13 protein-coding genes and 1 tRNA gene are annotated in these 15299 nt (G+C 54.8%); 10 read left to right on the top strand and 4 right to left on the bottom strand.

Features of this window, described 5'->3' with window-relative positions; all coding sequences use genetic code 11:
* Position 1: 1 nt before the first annotated feature.
* Both radC and GKA01_RS12020 read right to left on the bottom strand, forming a co-directional pair.
* Positions 2–757 carry a RadC family protein gene (radC, locus tag GKA01_RS12025; protein ID WP_146863431.1) on the bottom strand — a complete coding sequence of 252 codons (756 nt, stop codon included), beginning with the start codon at positions 755–757 and terminating at the stop codon, positions 2–4.
* Positions 758–1462: a JAB domain-containing protein gene (locus GKA01_RS12020; protein WP_146863428.1), complete on the bottom strand. Its 705-nt coding sequence runs from the start codon at positions 1460–1462 to the stop codon at positions 758–760.
* Positions 1463–1489: 27 nt separating this feature from the next.
* On the opposite strand from GKA01_RS12020, the gene GKA01_RS12015 reads away from it, so the two are divergent.
* Genes GKA01_RS12015 through GKA01_RS11995 form a run of 5 tightly spaced genes read left to right on the top strand, consistent with a single transcriptional unit; the run spans position 1490 to position 7826 of the window.
* The gene (locus GKA01_RS12015) at positions 1490–3718 is read left to right on the top strand and encodes an ATP-dependent helicase (RefSeq protein WP_146863425.1); all 2229 of its coding nucleotides are present in this window, start codon (positions 1490–1492) and stop codon (positions 3716–3718) included.
* Positions 3718–4623, top strand: a complete 906-nt coding sequence (locus GKA01_RS12010; protein WP_146863500.1) for a 50S ribosomal protein L11 methyltransferase — start codon at positions 3718–3720, stop codon at positions 4621–4623. Before GKA01_RS12015 ends, GKA01_RS12010 begins: the two co-directional genes overlap by 1 nt.
* 5 nt (positions 4624–4628) lie before the next feature.
* Positions 4629–5168 (top strand): GNAT family N-acetyltransferase, encoded by a 540-nt coding sequence (locus GKA01_RS12005; RefSeq protein WP_146863422.1) that lies wholly within the window; start codon positions 4629–4631, stop codon positions 5166–5168.
* Positions 5165–6952, top strand: a complete 1788-nt coding sequence (locus GKA01_RS12000; protein ID WP_146863419.1) for an aminopeptidase P family protein — start codon at positions 5165–5167, stop codon at positions 6950–6952. The genes GKA01_RS12005 and GKA01_RS12000 overlap by 4 nt, the downstream gene beginning before the upstream one ends.
* A 40-nt stretch (positions 6953–6992) precedes the next feature.
* On the top strand, positions 6993–7826 hold the full coding sequence (locus GKA01_RS11995; RefSeq protein WP_228119797.1) for a transglycosylase SLT domain-containing protein: 834 nt from the start codon (positions 6993–6995) through the stop codon (positions 7824–7826).
* 370 nt (positions 7827–8196) lie between these two features.
* Here GKA01_RS11995 and ruvX read toward each other — a convergent pair whose 3' ends face one another.
* The gene (ruvX, locus tag GKA01_RS11990) at positions 8197–8679 is read right to left on the bottom strand and encodes a Holliday junction resolvase RuvX (RefSeq protein WP_146863416.1); all 483 of its coding nucleotides are present in this window, start codon (positions 8677–8679) and stop codon (positions 8197–8199) included.
* Positions 8680–8748: 69 nt separating this feature from the next.
* Here ruvX and gatC point away from each other — a divergent pair, with 69 nt between their 5' ends.
* The 5 genes from gatC (at position 8749) to GKA01_RS11965 (ending at position 13251) form a co-directional block, all read left to right on the top strand.
* Positions 8749–9036 carry an Asp-tRNA(Asn)/Glu-tRNA(Gln) amidotransferase subunit GatC gene (gatC, locus tag GKA01_RS11985; RefSeq protein WP_146863413.1) on the top strand — a complete coding sequence of 96 codons (288 nt, stop codon included), beginning with the start codon at positions 8749–8751 and terminating at the stop codon, positions 9034–9036.
* Complete coding sequence (gene gatA, locus GKA01_RS11980) at positions 9036–10523, top strand: Asp-tRNA(Asn)/Glu-tRNA(Gln) amidotransferase subunit GatA (protein ID WP_146863410.1); 1488 nt, start codon at positions 9036–9038, stop codon at positions 10521–10523. The genes gatC and gatA overlap by 1 nt, the downstream gene beginning before the upstream one ends.
* Entirely contained in the window at positions 10520–11977 is a 1458-nt protein-coding gene (gene gatB, locus GKA01_RS11975; RefSeq protein WP_146863407.1) for an Asp-tRNA(Asn)/Glu-tRNA(Gln) amidotransferase subunit GatB, read from the top strand. Before gatA ends, gatB begins: the two co-directional genes overlap by 4 nt.
* A gap of 89 nt (positions 11978–12066) precedes the next feature.
* Positions 12067–12158: transfer RNA gene (locus GKA01_RS11970), tRNA-Ser, on the top strand.
* A gap of 256 nt (positions 12159–12414) precedes the next feature.
* Positions 12415–13251 (top strand): SDR family NAD(P)-dependent oxidoreductase, encoded by an 837-nt coding sequence (locus GKA01_RS11965; RefSeq protein ID WP_146863403.1) that lies wholly within the window; start codon positions 12415–12417, stop codon positions 13249–13251.
* 447 nt (positions 13252–13698) lie between these two features.
* On the opposite strand, the gene GKA01_RS11960 is transcribed toward GKA01_RS11965, so the two are convergent.
* On the bottom strand, positions 13699–14325 hold the full coding sequence (locus GKA01_RS11960; protein WP_228119798.1) for a nucleoside 2-deoxyribosyltransferase: 627 nt from the start codon (positions 14323–14325) through the stop codon (positions 13699–13701).
* Between the last annotated feature and the right edge of the window lie 974 nt (positions 14326–15299).

The following is a 15299-nucleotide window of genomic DNA, read 5'->3' as shown; positions in this document are numbered from 1 at the left end:
CTTATATCAGCTTGCTGCGCCGGAAACTGGTGTGGCGGCCATTGCCGATGATGAAGTGGTCCGCGAGAGCGATACCGACGACGTCAAGAGCGGCCTGGACCTGCATCGTCATCTGAAGATCGGCTTCGGAGGGGGTGGGATCGCCGCTGGGATGGTTGTGAACCAGGACCAGCGCGGTCGCACCGATTTCCACAGCCCGTCTGGCAACTTCACGGGGATAAACCGGGGTATGGTTGACCGTGCCGCGTGCCTGCGCTTCGTCGGCGATCAGGCTGTTCTTTTTATCCAGAAACAGAATGCGGAACTGCTCGATGTTTTCCCGTGCCAGACGGGCCGTCAGATAGTCGAGAAGCTTCTGTTCGTTATCGAGAACATCCTTTATATCCAGACGCGCACGGTTATATCGCAGGGCTGCTTCCTGAACGACACGGATCAGGGGGATCATGTGCATACCCATGTCCGCGACGCTTTCGAGTTCACGGTCGGTGGCAGAAAGAACGGCCGCAAGAGACCCAAAACGTGCGAAAAGAGTGCGGGAGAGCACAGCACTCTCCTCCTCACGATGTGTGAAGAGCACAGTCAGAAGGCGCAGAAGTGTTTCATCGCCCAAATGGCGTCCGCGTCCTGTCAGTAGCGCCAGCGGTGGTTCCATTTCCGAGGAAGACGCGGGTATTCCGACGATCTGCCGAAGGTCGGCTGACGACAGGCCTGTCATGCCGTCGCAAAAGCCACTGTCTGCCCTGTTCTCGTCGGTCATCTAGAGCAGCCCTTCCTGCCGCAGGCTGGCAGGACGCCCTTCTCCCGTCACGAGCACGTCGTGAAGCGTAATGGAGAGAGGACGCATGGCGAAATCGAGCTGCCTCGCCGCAGGGGAAAGTTCGGATTTATGGGAGGCAGGCCGAACGTGAAAGCCGATCAGCGCAGTGGCATGCAAGGCCAGCGCGCGAATGGCAATCGCGCGATGACGCTCCGTCAACACGTCCGTATCAGGAGCGACTTCGTCAGCCAGCAGACGGTTACGGTTGTCCAGATAAAGCAGTCTGAACTGCCCGGTGACCGCTCCTCCCAGCGCCTGATCAAGATAGGTGACAAGCTGGTCCCAGTTTCCCAGTGTCGGCCGCTCGCGCTGTTCAGACGCTGCCAGCCGTTCAGCAGCCACCCCCGGCAGCCGTAGAACGCGGATGGCATCGTCTTTGAGGCCCGCGGCCCTGAGGGCCTGTGTGGGGGCACGAAAGACATCCGTCAGACTGCCGAAATGGCCGATCAGGCCCTTGGCGAGCGGCTTGGTGTCCCTGCGTGCGATTCCGGCGAAGAGCAGCATTTCAAGAATTTCGTAATCCGCCAGGGTCTGGGCACCATTGTTCAGCACACGGGCGCGCATTCTTGCTCGATGCCCCTGCGGACCAGTGCCGTTGCCTGAGGGGCCGCGCGTTAGATCGATACGGGGATAGGTGTTGGCCATGGCGGTATCTCACTCTATATCGGGAGGGTGCCGCAAGACCTCTCTTCCCCTGCCCCAGCGCCCGAGTATCTCTCCCGCCTCAACCCGGAGCAGAGACGCGCCATCGAGACGACCGAAGGCCCGCTCCTCATTCTGGCAGGAGCGGGAACGGGCAAGACGCGCGTCCTGACGACGCGGTTCGCCCATATTCTCCTGACTGGACGCGCTTATCCGAGCCAGATTCTGGCCGTGACCTTCACGAACAAGGCTGCGCGTGAAATGCGCGAGCGCGTCAGCGCCATTCTCGGTGAGCCGGCGGAAGGGCTGTGGCTGGGGACTTTTCACGCAATTTGCGCGCGGATGCTGCGGCGTCATGCGGAATATGTCGGGCTGACCAGCAGCTTCAATATTCTCGACACAGACGACCAGATCCGCCTGCTCAAGCAGATCATGGAGCCGTGGAAGATCGATACCAAGCGCTGGCCGCCGAACCAGCTCATGGGCATCATCCAGCGCTGGAAAGATCGCGGGCTGACGCCCGATCGTGTGACCCCGGCGGAAGATTCGGATTTTGCGAATGGTCATGCACTGGCGATCTATCGGGCGTATCAGGAGCGTCTGATCGCGCTCAATACGTGCGATTTCGGCGATCTGATGCTGCACATGACGGAGATCCTGCGCAACCAGCCCAACGTGCTGGCGCAGTATCACCGGATTTTCCGATACATTCTCGTGGACGAGTATCAGGACACGAATACGGTCCAGTATCTGTGGCTGCGTCTGCTCGCCAAACGCGAGCATGGACCATCCAACATTGCCTGTGTGGGGGACGACGATCAGTCCATCTATTCCTGGCGCGGGGCGGAAGTTGAGAACATTCTGCGCTTCGAGAAAGATTTTCCGGGAGCGGAAGTCGTGCGTCTGGAGCGCAATTACCGCTCTACGGCCCAGATCTTGGCGGCTGCTGCTGGTCTGATCGCCCATAACGAGGGGCGGCTTGGCAAGACCCTGCGACCCGGGCGCGAAGATGCAGACGGCGAGAAGGTCCAGATCATCGGTGTCCGCGATTCGGATGAAGAGGCGCGGATCGTCAGCGGGGCCATCGAGCGCCTGCGTGCTGATGGGCATCCTCTTTCGGAAATCGCCATCCTAATGCGGGCCGGGTTCCAGACGCGGCCGTTTGAAGAGCGGCTCATGCTGATCGGCATCCCCTATCGCGTCGTAGGTGGCCTGCGTTTTTATGAGCGCGCGGAGATCCGGGACTGTCTGGCCTATCTGCGTGTTCTGTCGCAGCCTGCGGATGATCTGGCGTTCGAGCGGATTATCAACGTTCCCAAACGGGGTGTGGGTGCCGTAGCAGTGCAGAAATTGCATGCGCAGGCACGCGCCTTGCCCGGCCCGCTGACGGCGGCGGTAAGCTGGCAGCTTCAGGCCGGGCTGCTCAAGGGCAAGTCCAAAGAGGCGCTGGACGGGCTGATGGCAGCGTTCCAGCGGGCCAAGGTGACACTCGAGACCGAAGGTCATGTTGTTGCGGCGGAACAGCTTCTTGAAGACAGCGGTTATCTTCAGATGTGGCGGGACGACCGCTCCGTTGAGGCTCCGGGCCGTCTGGACAACATTCGTGAGCTTCTGCGCGCGATTGGCGAGTTCGGAACGCTTCAGGGCTTTCTGGAGCACGTCGCGCTTGTCATGGATACGGAGAGCGAGACGTCCGACGACAAGGTCAGCCTCATGACGCTGCACGGCGCCAAGGGGCTGGAGTTCGATACAGTGTTCCTGCCGGGCTGGGAGGAAGGTGTGTTCCCGTCCCAGCGTTCGCTTGACGAAGGCGGAAACCGGGCACTCGAGGAAGAGCGGCGGCTGGCTTATGTCGGTCTAACCCGTGCCCGGCGTCGGGCGATCGTATTGCATGCGGCGAGCCGGCGAATCTATGCGAACTGGCAGTCTTCAATGCCGAGCCGCTTTATTGAGGAAATCCCGTCGGAACATGTCCAGATGAATGGGCAGGCGTTTGAAACGCGCCGTCAGGCTGCGGCGGTACCGTCCATGTTCGCGTCGGGGCCACTCACCAGCACACGTCCATCAGGGTTTCGTGCCCCGCGTCCGAAACTCCATGACGTCAAGCCGGAGCCGACCGTCGCGATCGGGGCTACGGTCTTTCATCACAGGTTCGGTGAAGGCACGGTCATCGGTGCTGATGGACCGCAGTTGCACATCAATTTTGAAAACGGTGGCGTCAAGCGCGTCATGGCAAATTTCGTGGAGATCAGATCGTGATGGCACCCCGCAGCATTGGCCGTCGCCATGCCAGTGCGCTCGAAACCCTGTCCATCACGGTTGAAGAGCCTTTTGTTCCTTTGTTCGAGCAGGCACTCATGTGCGCTTGTGAAACGGTCGGTATTTTCGAAGCCGATGACGCGCAGAAATACTGGCGCGTGGAAGGGGTGAAGGACACGGGGTTCAAGGAAGACGAACTCGAGAACGCTCTGGCTGTTGCGCGGCTTCTGACCGGATGTGAGGCGGAGCTTGAGCGGACTCCCACCGAATCCGAAGGCTGGCTGGCCCGGACTTACGAATCCTTTCCGCAGCAGAATGTTGGCAAACGCTTCGCCATTCGCGGCACCCATCTTCATGGCGCGCCCGATCAGTCCCGCCTGACGATTACGCTGGATGCCGGGATTGCCTTCGGTTCAGGCGAGCATGGGTCCACGCGCGGCTGTCTGCGGGCTCTGGAGATGGTGGCGTATCGCAAGCCTCAGCGTATTCTGGACATGGGATGTGGGTCCGGAATTCTGGCCATGGCGGCGGCAAAGTTGCTGCATCGGCCGGTTCTGGCCGTCGATATTGAGCCGTGGTCCGTCCGGACGGCCAAGCTCAATGCGCGGCTGAACGGTCAGGGCAATCTGCTGGACTGCCGTTTCGGCAATGGCTGGCAGACCGAGGCCGTCCGGGCCAAGGCGCCGTACGATCTGGTGTTCGCCAACATTCTTGCCCGCCCGCTATGCCGGATGGCGCAGTCTCTGGCGCTGAATCTTGCTCCGAACGGGACGGCCATTCTGGCCGGGCTGCTTTACAGTCAGGCGCGGATGGTTCTGGTGGCGCATCAGCGTCAGGGTCTTGTTCTGGAGCGTATCCTGCGTGAGGGCGACTGGGCGACCCTGATCCTGCGCCGTCGTGGCTGATGGACATGCCGGGATCATTGCCGTTGATCCGGAACGCCGGTTTTGATGACCTGCCAGCCATCCTGCGGATCACCAATGATGCCATCGAAAACACCGATGCGCTCTGGATCACGACGCCTTTTACGCTGGAGCAGCGGCGTCAGTGGTTCGAAGACAGGCAGGCGCAGGGATATCCTGTGCTGGTAGCAGTTACTTCCGATGGTAACATCGCCGGTTATGGCTCCTACGGTTCTTTTCGGTCCTATGAAGGCTATGCCCGCACCGTCGAGCATTCGGTATACCTTTCGCCTGAATACCAGCGTCTGGGGATCGGGCCGCTCCTTCTGCGTGCACTGATCGAGTATGCAAGAGACGCGGGCTTTCATGTCATGGTGGCCGGCATTACGGCGGGCAACGCCGCGTCCGTCGCGATGCATCACAAACTGGGCTTTCGCAGCCGTGGCAGCCTCCCCCAGGTCGGGCGTAAGCGTGGCCGGTGGCTGGACCTGCTGTTCATGACACTCTGCCTCGACGATTTCTCCTCCGTGGAAAAGGACTTTTCATGACCCTGTCCTCCATCCCGCTCAACGAGCGCCCTTCCCTTGTCCGCTCTGCCTGCACGGTGCTCGGCGTCGATGGCTTCATCATCCCGCGCGGTGATGAATATCTGGGCGAATATGTGGCTCCCTGTGCCGAACGTCTGGCATGGCTGACGGGCTTTACCGGGAGTGCCGGGCTTGCCGCGATTCTTCCCGACAGAGGTGCCGTCTTTTCCGACGGACGTTATACGGTGCAGATGGAAGAGCAGGTTCCGCATGCCCTGTGGGAACGCAGACACAGTGCCCTCGAGCCGCTTGCTGGTTGGCTGACGGAAAATGCCAGGGGGTTAAAGATCGGTTACGACCCGCGTCTGGTGAGCCAGTCCATGCTGGCCTCCTGGCAGGTGCCGGGTGTCGAACTCGTTGCGCTCGCCCACAACCCCATCGATAAAGCCTGGACTGATCGACCCGCCGCTCCAGCCAGTCGAATTATACCACAGCCTCTGGAGTTTTCCGGGGAAAGCAGTGTCGACAAGCGTAGGCGTCTTGGTCAGGCCCTGAGTGTCGCCGGGCACGATGCGGCCGTTATCGCGGACTGTACTTCGCTGGCCTGGCTGCTGAACATCCGTGGTCATGACGTCCCCCTTACCCCTGTCGCACATGGCTATGTGATCCTGCATGCGGACGGTACCGCTGAGTGGTTCGTCTCGTCCGATCGCTTCTCCGAAGGGGTGACGGAGGTTTGCGGTCCTGGAGTGACGGCCTGTCCACCTGCCGATTTGGTTAAGCGGCTTGAGGCCCTGAAGGGCCGAACAGTGCGTGTGGATCCGGTAACGACGGCAGTCTGGTTCGACACCACGCTTGCCGACGCGGGGGCAACGGTTGTCGATGGAGTCGATCCCTGCACGCTTCCCAAAGCGATCAAGAACGCTGCGGAACAGGAAGGAGCACGACAGGCGCATACCCATGATGGTGTGGCGATGGCTCGGTTCCTGCATTCCTTGACGGTTTCAGGAATTGGCCAGCACGAGACGGATCTCGTCACCCGCCTGGATGATTTGCGGGCCCGCTCCGAGGACTATCAGGAACAAAGTTTTGACGCTATCTCCGCCGTCGGACCCAACGGTGCCTTTCCCCATTATCGCGCGCAGGTCGGTCACGATCGGGTTCTGGAAGCGGGAAATGTCTATCTGATCGATAGTGGCGGGCAGTATCCGTTCGGTACGACAGATATCACCCGCACGCTCTGGGTGGGCAATCAGGAGCCACCCGCCAATGTCCGTGAAGCCTTCACGCGGGTCCTGAAGGGGAATATCGCCCTCTCCCGTATCCGATTCCCCCCCGGTACGACCGGCCATAGACTGGATGTGCTGGCTCGCGCGGCCCTGTGGCAGGTCGGCATGGACTACGATCACGGGACCGGACACGGCATCGGCAGCTATCTGTCGGTCCATGAAGGCCCGCAGAATATTTCCCCGGCCCCGCGTCCCGTGGCACTCGAAGCAGGCATGATCGTTTCCAACGAGCCTGGTTATTATGAGCCTGGACAGTACGGAATACGGATCGAAAACTTGATGCTTGTGCGCCCATCGTCGTTTGTGGGCCCGAAGGGCGCGTTTCTCGAATTTGAAATTCTGAGTTTCACGCCCATTGATCGCCGTCTGATCGACGTCGCTCTTCTCAATGATGCAGAGCTGAACTGGCTAAACGCCTATCATGCGGAGGTTGAAAAGCGGGTGATGCCATATGTTGAACCCGAGGTTTCTGTCTGGCTGACTTCGGTCTGCAAACCTCTGGTGCGGCAGGACTGAGCGCATAACCTAATCTTTACCTTTCCCGATCATAAGCAGAATGATGATCGGGAAATCTCTTCTCTTTGCGGCGGCTATTGCGTACTCCGGCCTATCCACGGCCTTTGCCTACGACGCGTCTTCCATCTGTCGTATGGCAACGCAGGCGGCGGAACAGCAGGCCCGTATCCCAGCGCGTCTGTTGGATGCAATCAGTCGTGTTGAAAGCGGTAGACGCGACCCGAACGGCACCACGACCATTGCCTGGCCATGGACCGTCAATGCAGGCGGAAGGGGCTATTTCTACGAAAGTAAGGAAGAGGCGATTGCTGCTGTAAAGGGGTTTCAGGCGCAGGGCGTGGTATTGATCGATGTCGGGTGCATGCAGATCAATCTTCACCATCATCCTGATGCCTTCGTGTCACTCGAAGACGCCTTTGATCCGTATAGCAACGCCCGATACGGCGCGCATTTTCTGTCGGTATTGCATAACCAGCTTCAGGGCTGGCCCGCGGCAACAGCCGCCTATCACTCTCTGACGCCCGCGCTCGGAGCAGATTATGCGCGACATGTTCTGGCAATCTGGAACGGACAGCCGGATAGTTATCGTCCGCCTGATTTTTTGCCTCAGGTCGTAATGACAGCAAACGGCTTGCAGGCTCTTTTACCGTCCGTCGGGTCATATCCGGCACCGCACAGGTCAACTTTGTTTGCAGGCATCTCTACGCCACAGATGCGTCCTATCCTCTCGGCTCAGATGGTGTCTTACGCGCCCCCGCCCCGTATCATCCATCATGCGACGGGATCACAGGGGCGTGGCACAGTCCCGCAGGCAGGACGTGATCTGGCGTCATACCGTTCAATGCCTGTGCGGCTTGCCTGGCGCCAACGCTGATCAGTATCCGGACCAGCCGCTTCCCGCGCCGGTATAGGCTCCGTGAATGGCGGTTGCATGAGGGGATTTTGGAATATTTCCCTCCTCACTGGTGCGGGGGCTTGTGCATGAGGACATCCCGACAAGTACGGAGATGGCCAGTATTCTGAAAATCATATTGAGGCCACTTTACAGTTTGAAATCAGGATCTTCGGAAACCCGGACCATTCTGGTTCGTTTTCAGGTGTCATGATCGGAGAAATATCATGAAGTTCCTGTTCTGCCTGATACTTGGTGCCATGACCGCCCGGATGTGGTTCGGGATCCTGGCCAACACTTACTCTCGCAGCCGGCTCATTGGAAGGTCGGCCGCGAGGCCATCCTGAGGACTTCAGAACTGATCCAACTGCTCTGGTATTGAGGCATCAAGCCATCCCTGCAGCATGTAAGCAGCAGCCATCTTGTCCACGACCTCCGCCCGCCTGCCACGTGTCATGTCCGCGTCCTGAATCAGAAAGCGGTTCACGGCGCTTGAAGACAGTCTTTCATCCCATAGACCAGCAGGAACCCCGGTTTTTTCAGATAGTGCCTGCGTCCAGTCCGATGCGGCACGTGCGGCAGGCCCGAAAGATCCGTCCAGCGAAAGAGGAAGGCCGACCACCAAGGCACCGACATCCTGAGCACGGATGATCTGTGCGATTTCCTTTGCGTTTTCCCCCAGTTTCCGGCGCCTGAGGCCGATCAGGGGAGATGCGAGCATGAGAGAAACGTCGGTCAATGCGACGCCAATTGTCTTCGATCCTGGGTCGAGACCGAGGACACGCTGACCGGAATGAAGAAGATTACGGAGATCATGTGGATTGAACAGGGGCATAGCACGGCGTTATGATCCCCCTGACGGCTGAAAAGCCACCATAAAATTTCCTCTTGTTCAGGAATATTCATGTCGCTCGACGCGAAAACGGTTACGCGCATCGCCAGACTGGCGAGGATTGGTCTCCAGCCCGAAGAGGTTGAAACCCTCGGGCAAGATATGAGCTCTATCATTAACTGGGTGGAGCAGCTCAAGGAAGTGGACGTCACGGGCGTCGACCCAATGATCGGCACGGGTCTGGCAAAGCCTCGCCTGCGCGAAGACCGCGTTACGGACGGCAACTGCCGTGACAAGGTTTTGTCCAACGCTCCCGAGCGGGAAGGCCCGTTCTACACGGTTCCGAAGGTGGTCGAATAATGTCCGGCATTCACGATTTTACGCTGGCTTCGGCCCGGGACGCGCTCAAGGCCCGCAAGATTTCCGCAGTCGAGCTGACGAACGCCCATATTGACGCGATCGAGCGTCTGGACGGTCAGCTCAACAGCTTCATTACCCGTACACCGGATCAGGCCCGCGAGGCTGCCAAGGCTGCGGATGAAACGCTTGCCAAGGGTGAAGGCGGCAGCCTTTGCGGTATTCCGCTGGGTATCAAGGATCTGTTCTGTACGAATGGTGTTCGCACCACGGCTGCCAGCAAGATTCTGGGTAACTTCGTGCCGCCTTACGAAAGTACGGTCACAGCCAATCTTCTCAGGGATGGCGCCGTTTTTCTTGGCAAGTTGAACCTGGATGAATTCGCTATGGGTTCCGCGAACTTGACCTCCGCGTTTGGTCCTGTCGAAAACCCGTGGAAACGCAAAGACTCTGACGCGAAGCTGGTTCCGGGCGGGTCTTCTGGTGGCTCCGCAGCAGCTGTGGCAGCAGGGCTTGTGCTGGGTGCCACAGGAACGGATACAGGCGGCTCTATCCGTCAGCCGGCTGCGTTCACGGGCATTGCCGGGATCAAGCCGACTTATGGTCGCTGCTCACGCTTTGGAACGATCGCTTTCGCAAGCTCGCTCGATCAGGCCGGTCCGATGGCGCGTAATCTTCAGGACTGCGCCATTCTGCTTGAGTCGATGGCCGGGTTTGATCCGCGTGACTCAACGAGCGTTGATACGCCCATTCCGCATTATGAATCTGCGCTCAAGCGCGGTGTGAAAGGTCTGCGCGTTGGTATTCCCAAGGAATATCACGTTGAAGGCATTCCTGCGGAAATCGAGGCGCTTTGGCAGCAGGGCATGGCCTGGCTCCGGGATGCGGGTGCGGAAATTGTTGAAGTCTCGCTGCCGCATACCAAATACGGCCTGCCTACCTATTATATCGCGGCTCTGGCCGAAGCCTCCTCTAACCTTGCCCGCTATGATGGCGTGCGTTTCGGTGAACGCGTTGGTGCCCCGACACTGGATGGCCTTTATGAAGCCAGCCGTGCCGCCGGTTTCGGCGAAGAGGTCAAGCGCCGGATCCTGATCGGAACGCACGTGCTGTCCTCCGGCTATTACGACGCCTATTATCTGCGCGCGCAGAAAGTGCGCACCCTGATCCAGCAGGACTTCCTCAAGGCATTCGAGAATGTCGACGTTCTTCTGACGCCGACGGCTCCTTCGGGTGCTTTCGCGCAGGACGAAAAGCCGACGGATCCGGTGCAGATGTATCTCAATGATATCTTTACGGTTCCGGCCAGCATGGCGGGCGTCCCTGCCCTGTCTGTTCCGGCGGGTCTGGATGCGCGTGGGGTGCCGCTCGGTTTGCAGCTTATCGGTCGGTTCTTCGATGAAGAAACCCTGATCGCGGCTGGTCATGCCATTGAGCAGGCTGCGGCGTTCCATCACAGACCTACCATTCATGCAGGAGTGTCGGCATGAGCTATCGTATCACCGGCAGCACCGGCGAATGGGAAATCGTTGTCGGTCTTGAGGTTCATGCCCAGGTCGTCAGCGAAGCCAAGCTCTTTTCAGGCGCTTCGGCGGAATATGGCGGCGAACCGAACACGCATGTCAGCCTCGTTGATGCCGGTTTTCCGGGAATGCTTCCGGTTCTGAACCAGGAATGTGTCGCCCAGGCCGTCCGCACGGGGCTGGGGCTCGAAGCTGAGATCAACTTGTTCAGCCGCTTCGATCGTAAGAACTATTTTTATGCTGATCTGCCTACGGGGTATCAGATCAGCCAGTTTGCTCATCCGATCATTGGCAAGGGCAAGGTCCTGGTTGATCTCGCAGATGGCAGCACGCGTGAAATCGGTGTCACCCGACTGCATCTTGAGCAGGACGCGGGCAAGTCGATCCACGATCAAGACCCAACACGCTCTTTCATCGATCTGAACCGTGCCGGTGTGGCCCTGATGGAAATTGTCAGCGAGCCGGATATTCGTTCGCCTGAGGAAGCCGGCGCCTATCTGCGCAAACTGCGCCAGATCCTGCGGTATATCGGCACCTGCGACGGCAATATGGAAGAAGGCTCGATGCGTGCCGACGTCAACGTGTCGGTCCGCAAGCCGGGTGAAACCGAATATCGCACGCGTTGCGAGATCAAGAACGTCAATTCCATCCGTTTTGTAATGATGGCCATTGAGGTCGAGGCACAGCGTCAGATCGAAGTGTGGGAAGCGGGCGGAACCGTCGATCAGGAAACGCGTCTGTTCGACCATGTGCGTGGTGAAACGCGTTCCCTGCGGAGCAAGGAGGATGCGCACGATTATCGCTACTTCCCTGATCCGGACCTGCTGCCGCTGGTGATCGAGCAGTCCTGGGTCGATGAACTCAAGGCTGCCCTCCCCGAGCTGCCTGAAGCCAAGCGGCTTCGTCTGGAGCAGGAATACGGTGTCAGCCGTTATGAATCATCTGTGCTCTGTGTCGAGCAGGCGATCGCGGATTTCTATGAGACCGTGGCGCGTGGTGCCGATGCCCGCCTGGCGGCCAACTGGATGCTGGGAGACTTCTTCGCGGCACTGAATCGGACCGGTCGTTCGATTGAGGACAGTCCTGTCAGTGCGGAGGGTCTGCGGGAATTGCTGGGTCTGATTTCCGACTCCACGATTAATGGAAAGATCGCCAAGGAAGTTCTCGAAGACATGGTCGAGACCGGTGATTCCGCATCCGCTATCGTTGAGCGGAAGGGGCTGCGTCAGGTGACGGACACGGGAGCGATCGAGAGCGCCATTCGCGAAATCCTTGCTGCAAACAACGACAAGGTTGAGGAATACAGGGGCGGAAAAGACAAGCTTTTTGGCTTCTTTGTCGGCCAGACGATGAAGGCCATGAAGGGTAAAGGGAACCCTGCCCTCGTCAATGAAACCCTGAAAAAACTTCTTTCAGAGTAACCCTAAAAAAAAGTTCTTAGGGGGTTTGACCACAACGCGGTTACCCCCTAAGAACACTCTGCATACGCCGTGTGAACCGCGTATAGCGCGGAGGGGTGGCCGAGAGGCTGAAGGCGGCGGATTGCTAATCCGTTATACGATGTAAGTCGTATCGTGGGTTCGAATCCCATCCCCTCCGCCATTTTTTCTTTCATTATATAATTAACTCTTATTTAGACGGATTTTTTGTCGTCTACTGATGGTCCATACAAGTTGATAAATAAACTTAGCTGATTTCTGTGGAATAAAGCCGCAAAATCATCTTCTATAAATTTATTTATGAAAATCAGCGACGATAAGCGGGACCCGTTTGAATTTTTGCATTCTATAGAAATATATTGTGTATAAACTTGCTGGCGATCTTCGAATGCCTCCTTCCCTTATGGTCTACATAGAATATGACAGATAGATTTTCATCCACCTCTGACTCAACGCGACGGAAACTTGCAATTATAACGGGTGGTACAGGTGGGATAGGGCGCGAGATTGTAGATCTTCTTTTAGAAGACGGGTGGGATATTTTCCTCCTCACAAGGAATACTCAGAGAGAAAAAGCTGAAAATAAAATTATCAACAATAAAGTTGAAAATTTTTACTGCGATTTAAATGATTTTTCTTCAATAGAAAAAGTATGTAATGAAATTATCGCTCGTGGTCGTCAAATCGAGATTTTGATCCATTGTGCGGGACAGATAGATCCTCAACGATCCACAGATATTTCTTCTTCCGCTCTCTCTGCGCAATTGAACATTAATCTGTCTGCTCCAATTCTGCTGACCTCACGGTTAGCAAAGGTAATTGCCGTCAATGGGCATATTATATTTGTCAATTCTATAGCTGGCGTCATGCCGTTGGCAGGGAGTGCTGTGTATAGTGCTACCAAATTTGGGCTTCGGGGATTTGCACGCTCTCTGGCGCTTGAGTTCAGGCCGCGGACTTTGAGAATTTCGTCAGTTTTCCTAGGTGCTGTTGATACAGAAATGTTGCAACGGGAAACCTTGGATGGTGGCTCCCTCCTCAATTATGTCAGCCAGCCCCTGTCTGCGCGGGTTGTAGCAAGAAAAATAGTTCAGGTTAGTCAGGGTGCTGGAAAAGAAATATTTCTTCCTTGGATAGACGGGATATTCGCACATGCTTGCTTGATAATTCCAGGTCTGCTTCGATTGAGCATGCCTATCCTCGAAAAGGTGGGACAATTTGGATTAAAGCGCTTTAATAAGCGACGGAACAGGTAGGAAGTGTTAAAAACACCTTTAAATGATTTGTTCCGTTCAATGGTTGAGGTATAAATAAAATTATATTTAATAATTTATTTAAAAAATAATAGTGAATTATATCTGAATTTCATGGCGCAACTTTGGAAGTTATAGAATTTGCATGGTGTGATGTTAATGGATTTTCTATAGTTCATTCAACGGTCCCCTGATCAGCTTGCTCAGCAGATAAGGCGTACGGCAGATGACATTCTCTGGTGGGCTGACCTAGAGACGAATTGCTGCATACCCTTTAGAAGTGGATTATAAGGGTTATGACGGTTTTTCAGACGAAACCACTACTATTGGGGTATGCAATGGAACGACCTACATCATGTGAATTTAACGAAGATCCATCTATGATGGTGGTTTAAAGTATATGTAGCCAGGTCCCGCATTGTCGGAAGAAAATTTACCAGAAAACTAAATTTATGTTTCCTGATGGTTTTGATAAAGCCGTTTTGAAAGTCTCTGACAGGCCTTCCGAAATGCCTCGAAGAAATCTGTATCTATTGCGACTTGGCCGCCTGCCATTTCAATAAAACCTTCTATCATACCGTTCTGAAGCATTCCTTCTGAATGCACCAGCATCCCGTCCGGATCTTCCAGGCTTCCGGATGCGGGAGCGTCGCTGGGTAAGCGGTTGTGCAAATAATTTCCCCAAGCATCGCGCCAGTAGTCTGAAACTTTTTCTGAATAAGGACGCCCGTCTACGGTATAGGCTTCCATCGGTTTTTGTAGACCTAGCATATAACCAATCTCTACAGCCGTCCCTGGATCCATTTCAGATGAACGTCGGAAAGGATCAATACAGAACAAACCGGCTACGGAGCTTTCCATCAGTTCCTTGTCAGCATCTACAAATGCTAGAATCGTCTCCCGGCCCGGGGAAAGAGAGCGTGCTTCGGCCTGACCGTCAAATGGCGCAACTCCCTGCAGGCCATATTCAAAGCATATAGATTTCAGTTTTTCGAAAAGAAGGATAGCCTCTTTTCGAAAAACAAGATCACCTGCAAGATAGACGGGAAACAAAATTTCTGAAGTTTCTTGAGCCAATCCTGTTTTCTCCTCTAGTAGATTAAATTAAATTTAATAAAAGATATATTTACGATGTTGTGTCAGGCATCTTTTTGTATGTGAACTTTTGATAAATTTGTTTTTCGAAAAAATCCTACTATAATATAGTCAAAATAATGTGAACATATAACTATAGAAATACATTTCGGTATAGTCATCCAGGAAATTTTTTAAGAGGCAATATCACCGAGAAATGCCAAAGATAAATTCCATAGGATATTTTTCAAGATACATTGGTGGGCGCATAATCTTTAGGCCTATTTCATTTTTTTTCTAAATTACACGCCAGAAGTATCAAAAACACACATGGTAACGCGAGAAAGCTCCTGAAGCAGATGACCATCGGGGCGGATGGATAATAATCAGCTTCGTTCCAAAATATTTTCTTGGAAACAAGGATGGTTTATATTGCAGAAAAAAGAAGAAACATTATAAAAATATTATTTTTTATAATGTTTCTTCATTGAATTCTGGTAACAAGCCGATCCTTTACGCTTCCAAAGCAAAATTCATCTAACATTTCTGGAGTTTGTGTTATGTAGACGAATTCGTGGTAAACATCGGCTGGCCCGTGTGCAGTAAGAAAATAAAAAACCATTCCCCGTCAGCACCAGGAAATTATGATAGCTATAGACATAATTACCCATACCGGTGCCTTGATAATTCAGGGGACAATAACCATCATTAGTAAGTAAAGTTGTACTTCAACACCAAGGGGACAGTTGACATCATTAATTTATCCCTGATCAGAAATAAATAAGTTATGAACAAAAAAACATACATGAAAATGTAATATAAAAAATATTCGAAAAAATTATCTCAGGGTTTATAAAAATAATAAACGTAAAACAAGAATGGTAATATAGTGGTACTATCATTGCCAATCTGTTGTTTGAAAATTTTGCAGAATTTTAGATAATTATCACAAATTTGATACGTGCGTATTGTTGTTA

Origin of the sequence: Gluconobacter kanchanaburiensis NBRC 103587, from assembly GCF_007988905.1 — a bacterium.
GTDB classification, from domain to species: domain Bacteria; phylum Pseudomonadota; class Alphaproteobacteria; order Acetobacterales; family Acetobacteraceae; genus Gluconobacter; species Gluconobacter kanchanaburiensis.
Note: the sequence above shows the minus strand (reverse complement) of the source record. Positions and strands in the feature narration are given on the sequence as shown.

Bases quoted from the DNA above. Each gene is read 5' to 3' on its own strand.
- ruvX (WP_146863416.1), bottom strand. From the start codon at position 8,679: ATGCCCCTGTTCAATCCACATGATCTCCGTAATCTTCTTCATTCCGGT.
- GKA01_RS12020 (WP_146863428.1), bottom strand. From the start codon at position 1,462: ATGGCCAACACCTATCCCCGTATCGATCTAACGCGCGGCCCCTCAGGC.
- GKA01_RS11965 (WP_146863403.1), top strand. From the start codon at position 12,415: ATGACAGATAGATTTTCATCCACCTCTGACTCAACGCGACGGAAACTT.
- GKA01_RS12000 (WP_146863419.1), top strand. From the start codon at position 5,165: ATGACCCTGTCCTCCATCCCGCTCAACGAGCGCCCTTCCCTTGTCCGC.
- radC (WP_146863431.1), bottom strand. From the start codon at position 757: ATGACCGACGAGAACAGGGCAGACAGTGGCTTTTGCGACGGCATGACA.
- gatC (WP_146863413.1), top strand. From the start codon at position 8,749: ATGTCGCTCGACGCGAAAACGGTTACGCGCATCGCCAGACTGGCGAGG.
- GKA01_RS11995 (WP_228119797.1), top strand. From the start codon at position 6,993: ATGATGATCGGGAAATCTCTTCTCTTTGCGGCGGCTATTGCGTACTCC.
- gatB (WP_146863407.1), top strand. From the start codon at position 10,520: ATGAGCTATCGTATCACCGGCAGCACCGGCGAATGGGAAATCGTTGTC.
- GKA01_RS12010 (WP_146863500.1), top strand. From the start codon at position 3,718: ATGGCACCCCGCAGCATTGGCCGTCGCCATGCCAGTGCGCTCGAAACC.
- gatA (WP_146863410.1), top strand. From the start codon at position 9,036: ATGTCCGGCATTCACGATTTTACGCTGGCTTCGGCCCGGGACGCGCTC.
- GKA01_RS12005 (WP_146863422.1), top strand. From the start codon at position 4,629: ATGCCGGGATCATTGCCGTTGATCCGGAACGCCGGTTTTGATGACCTG.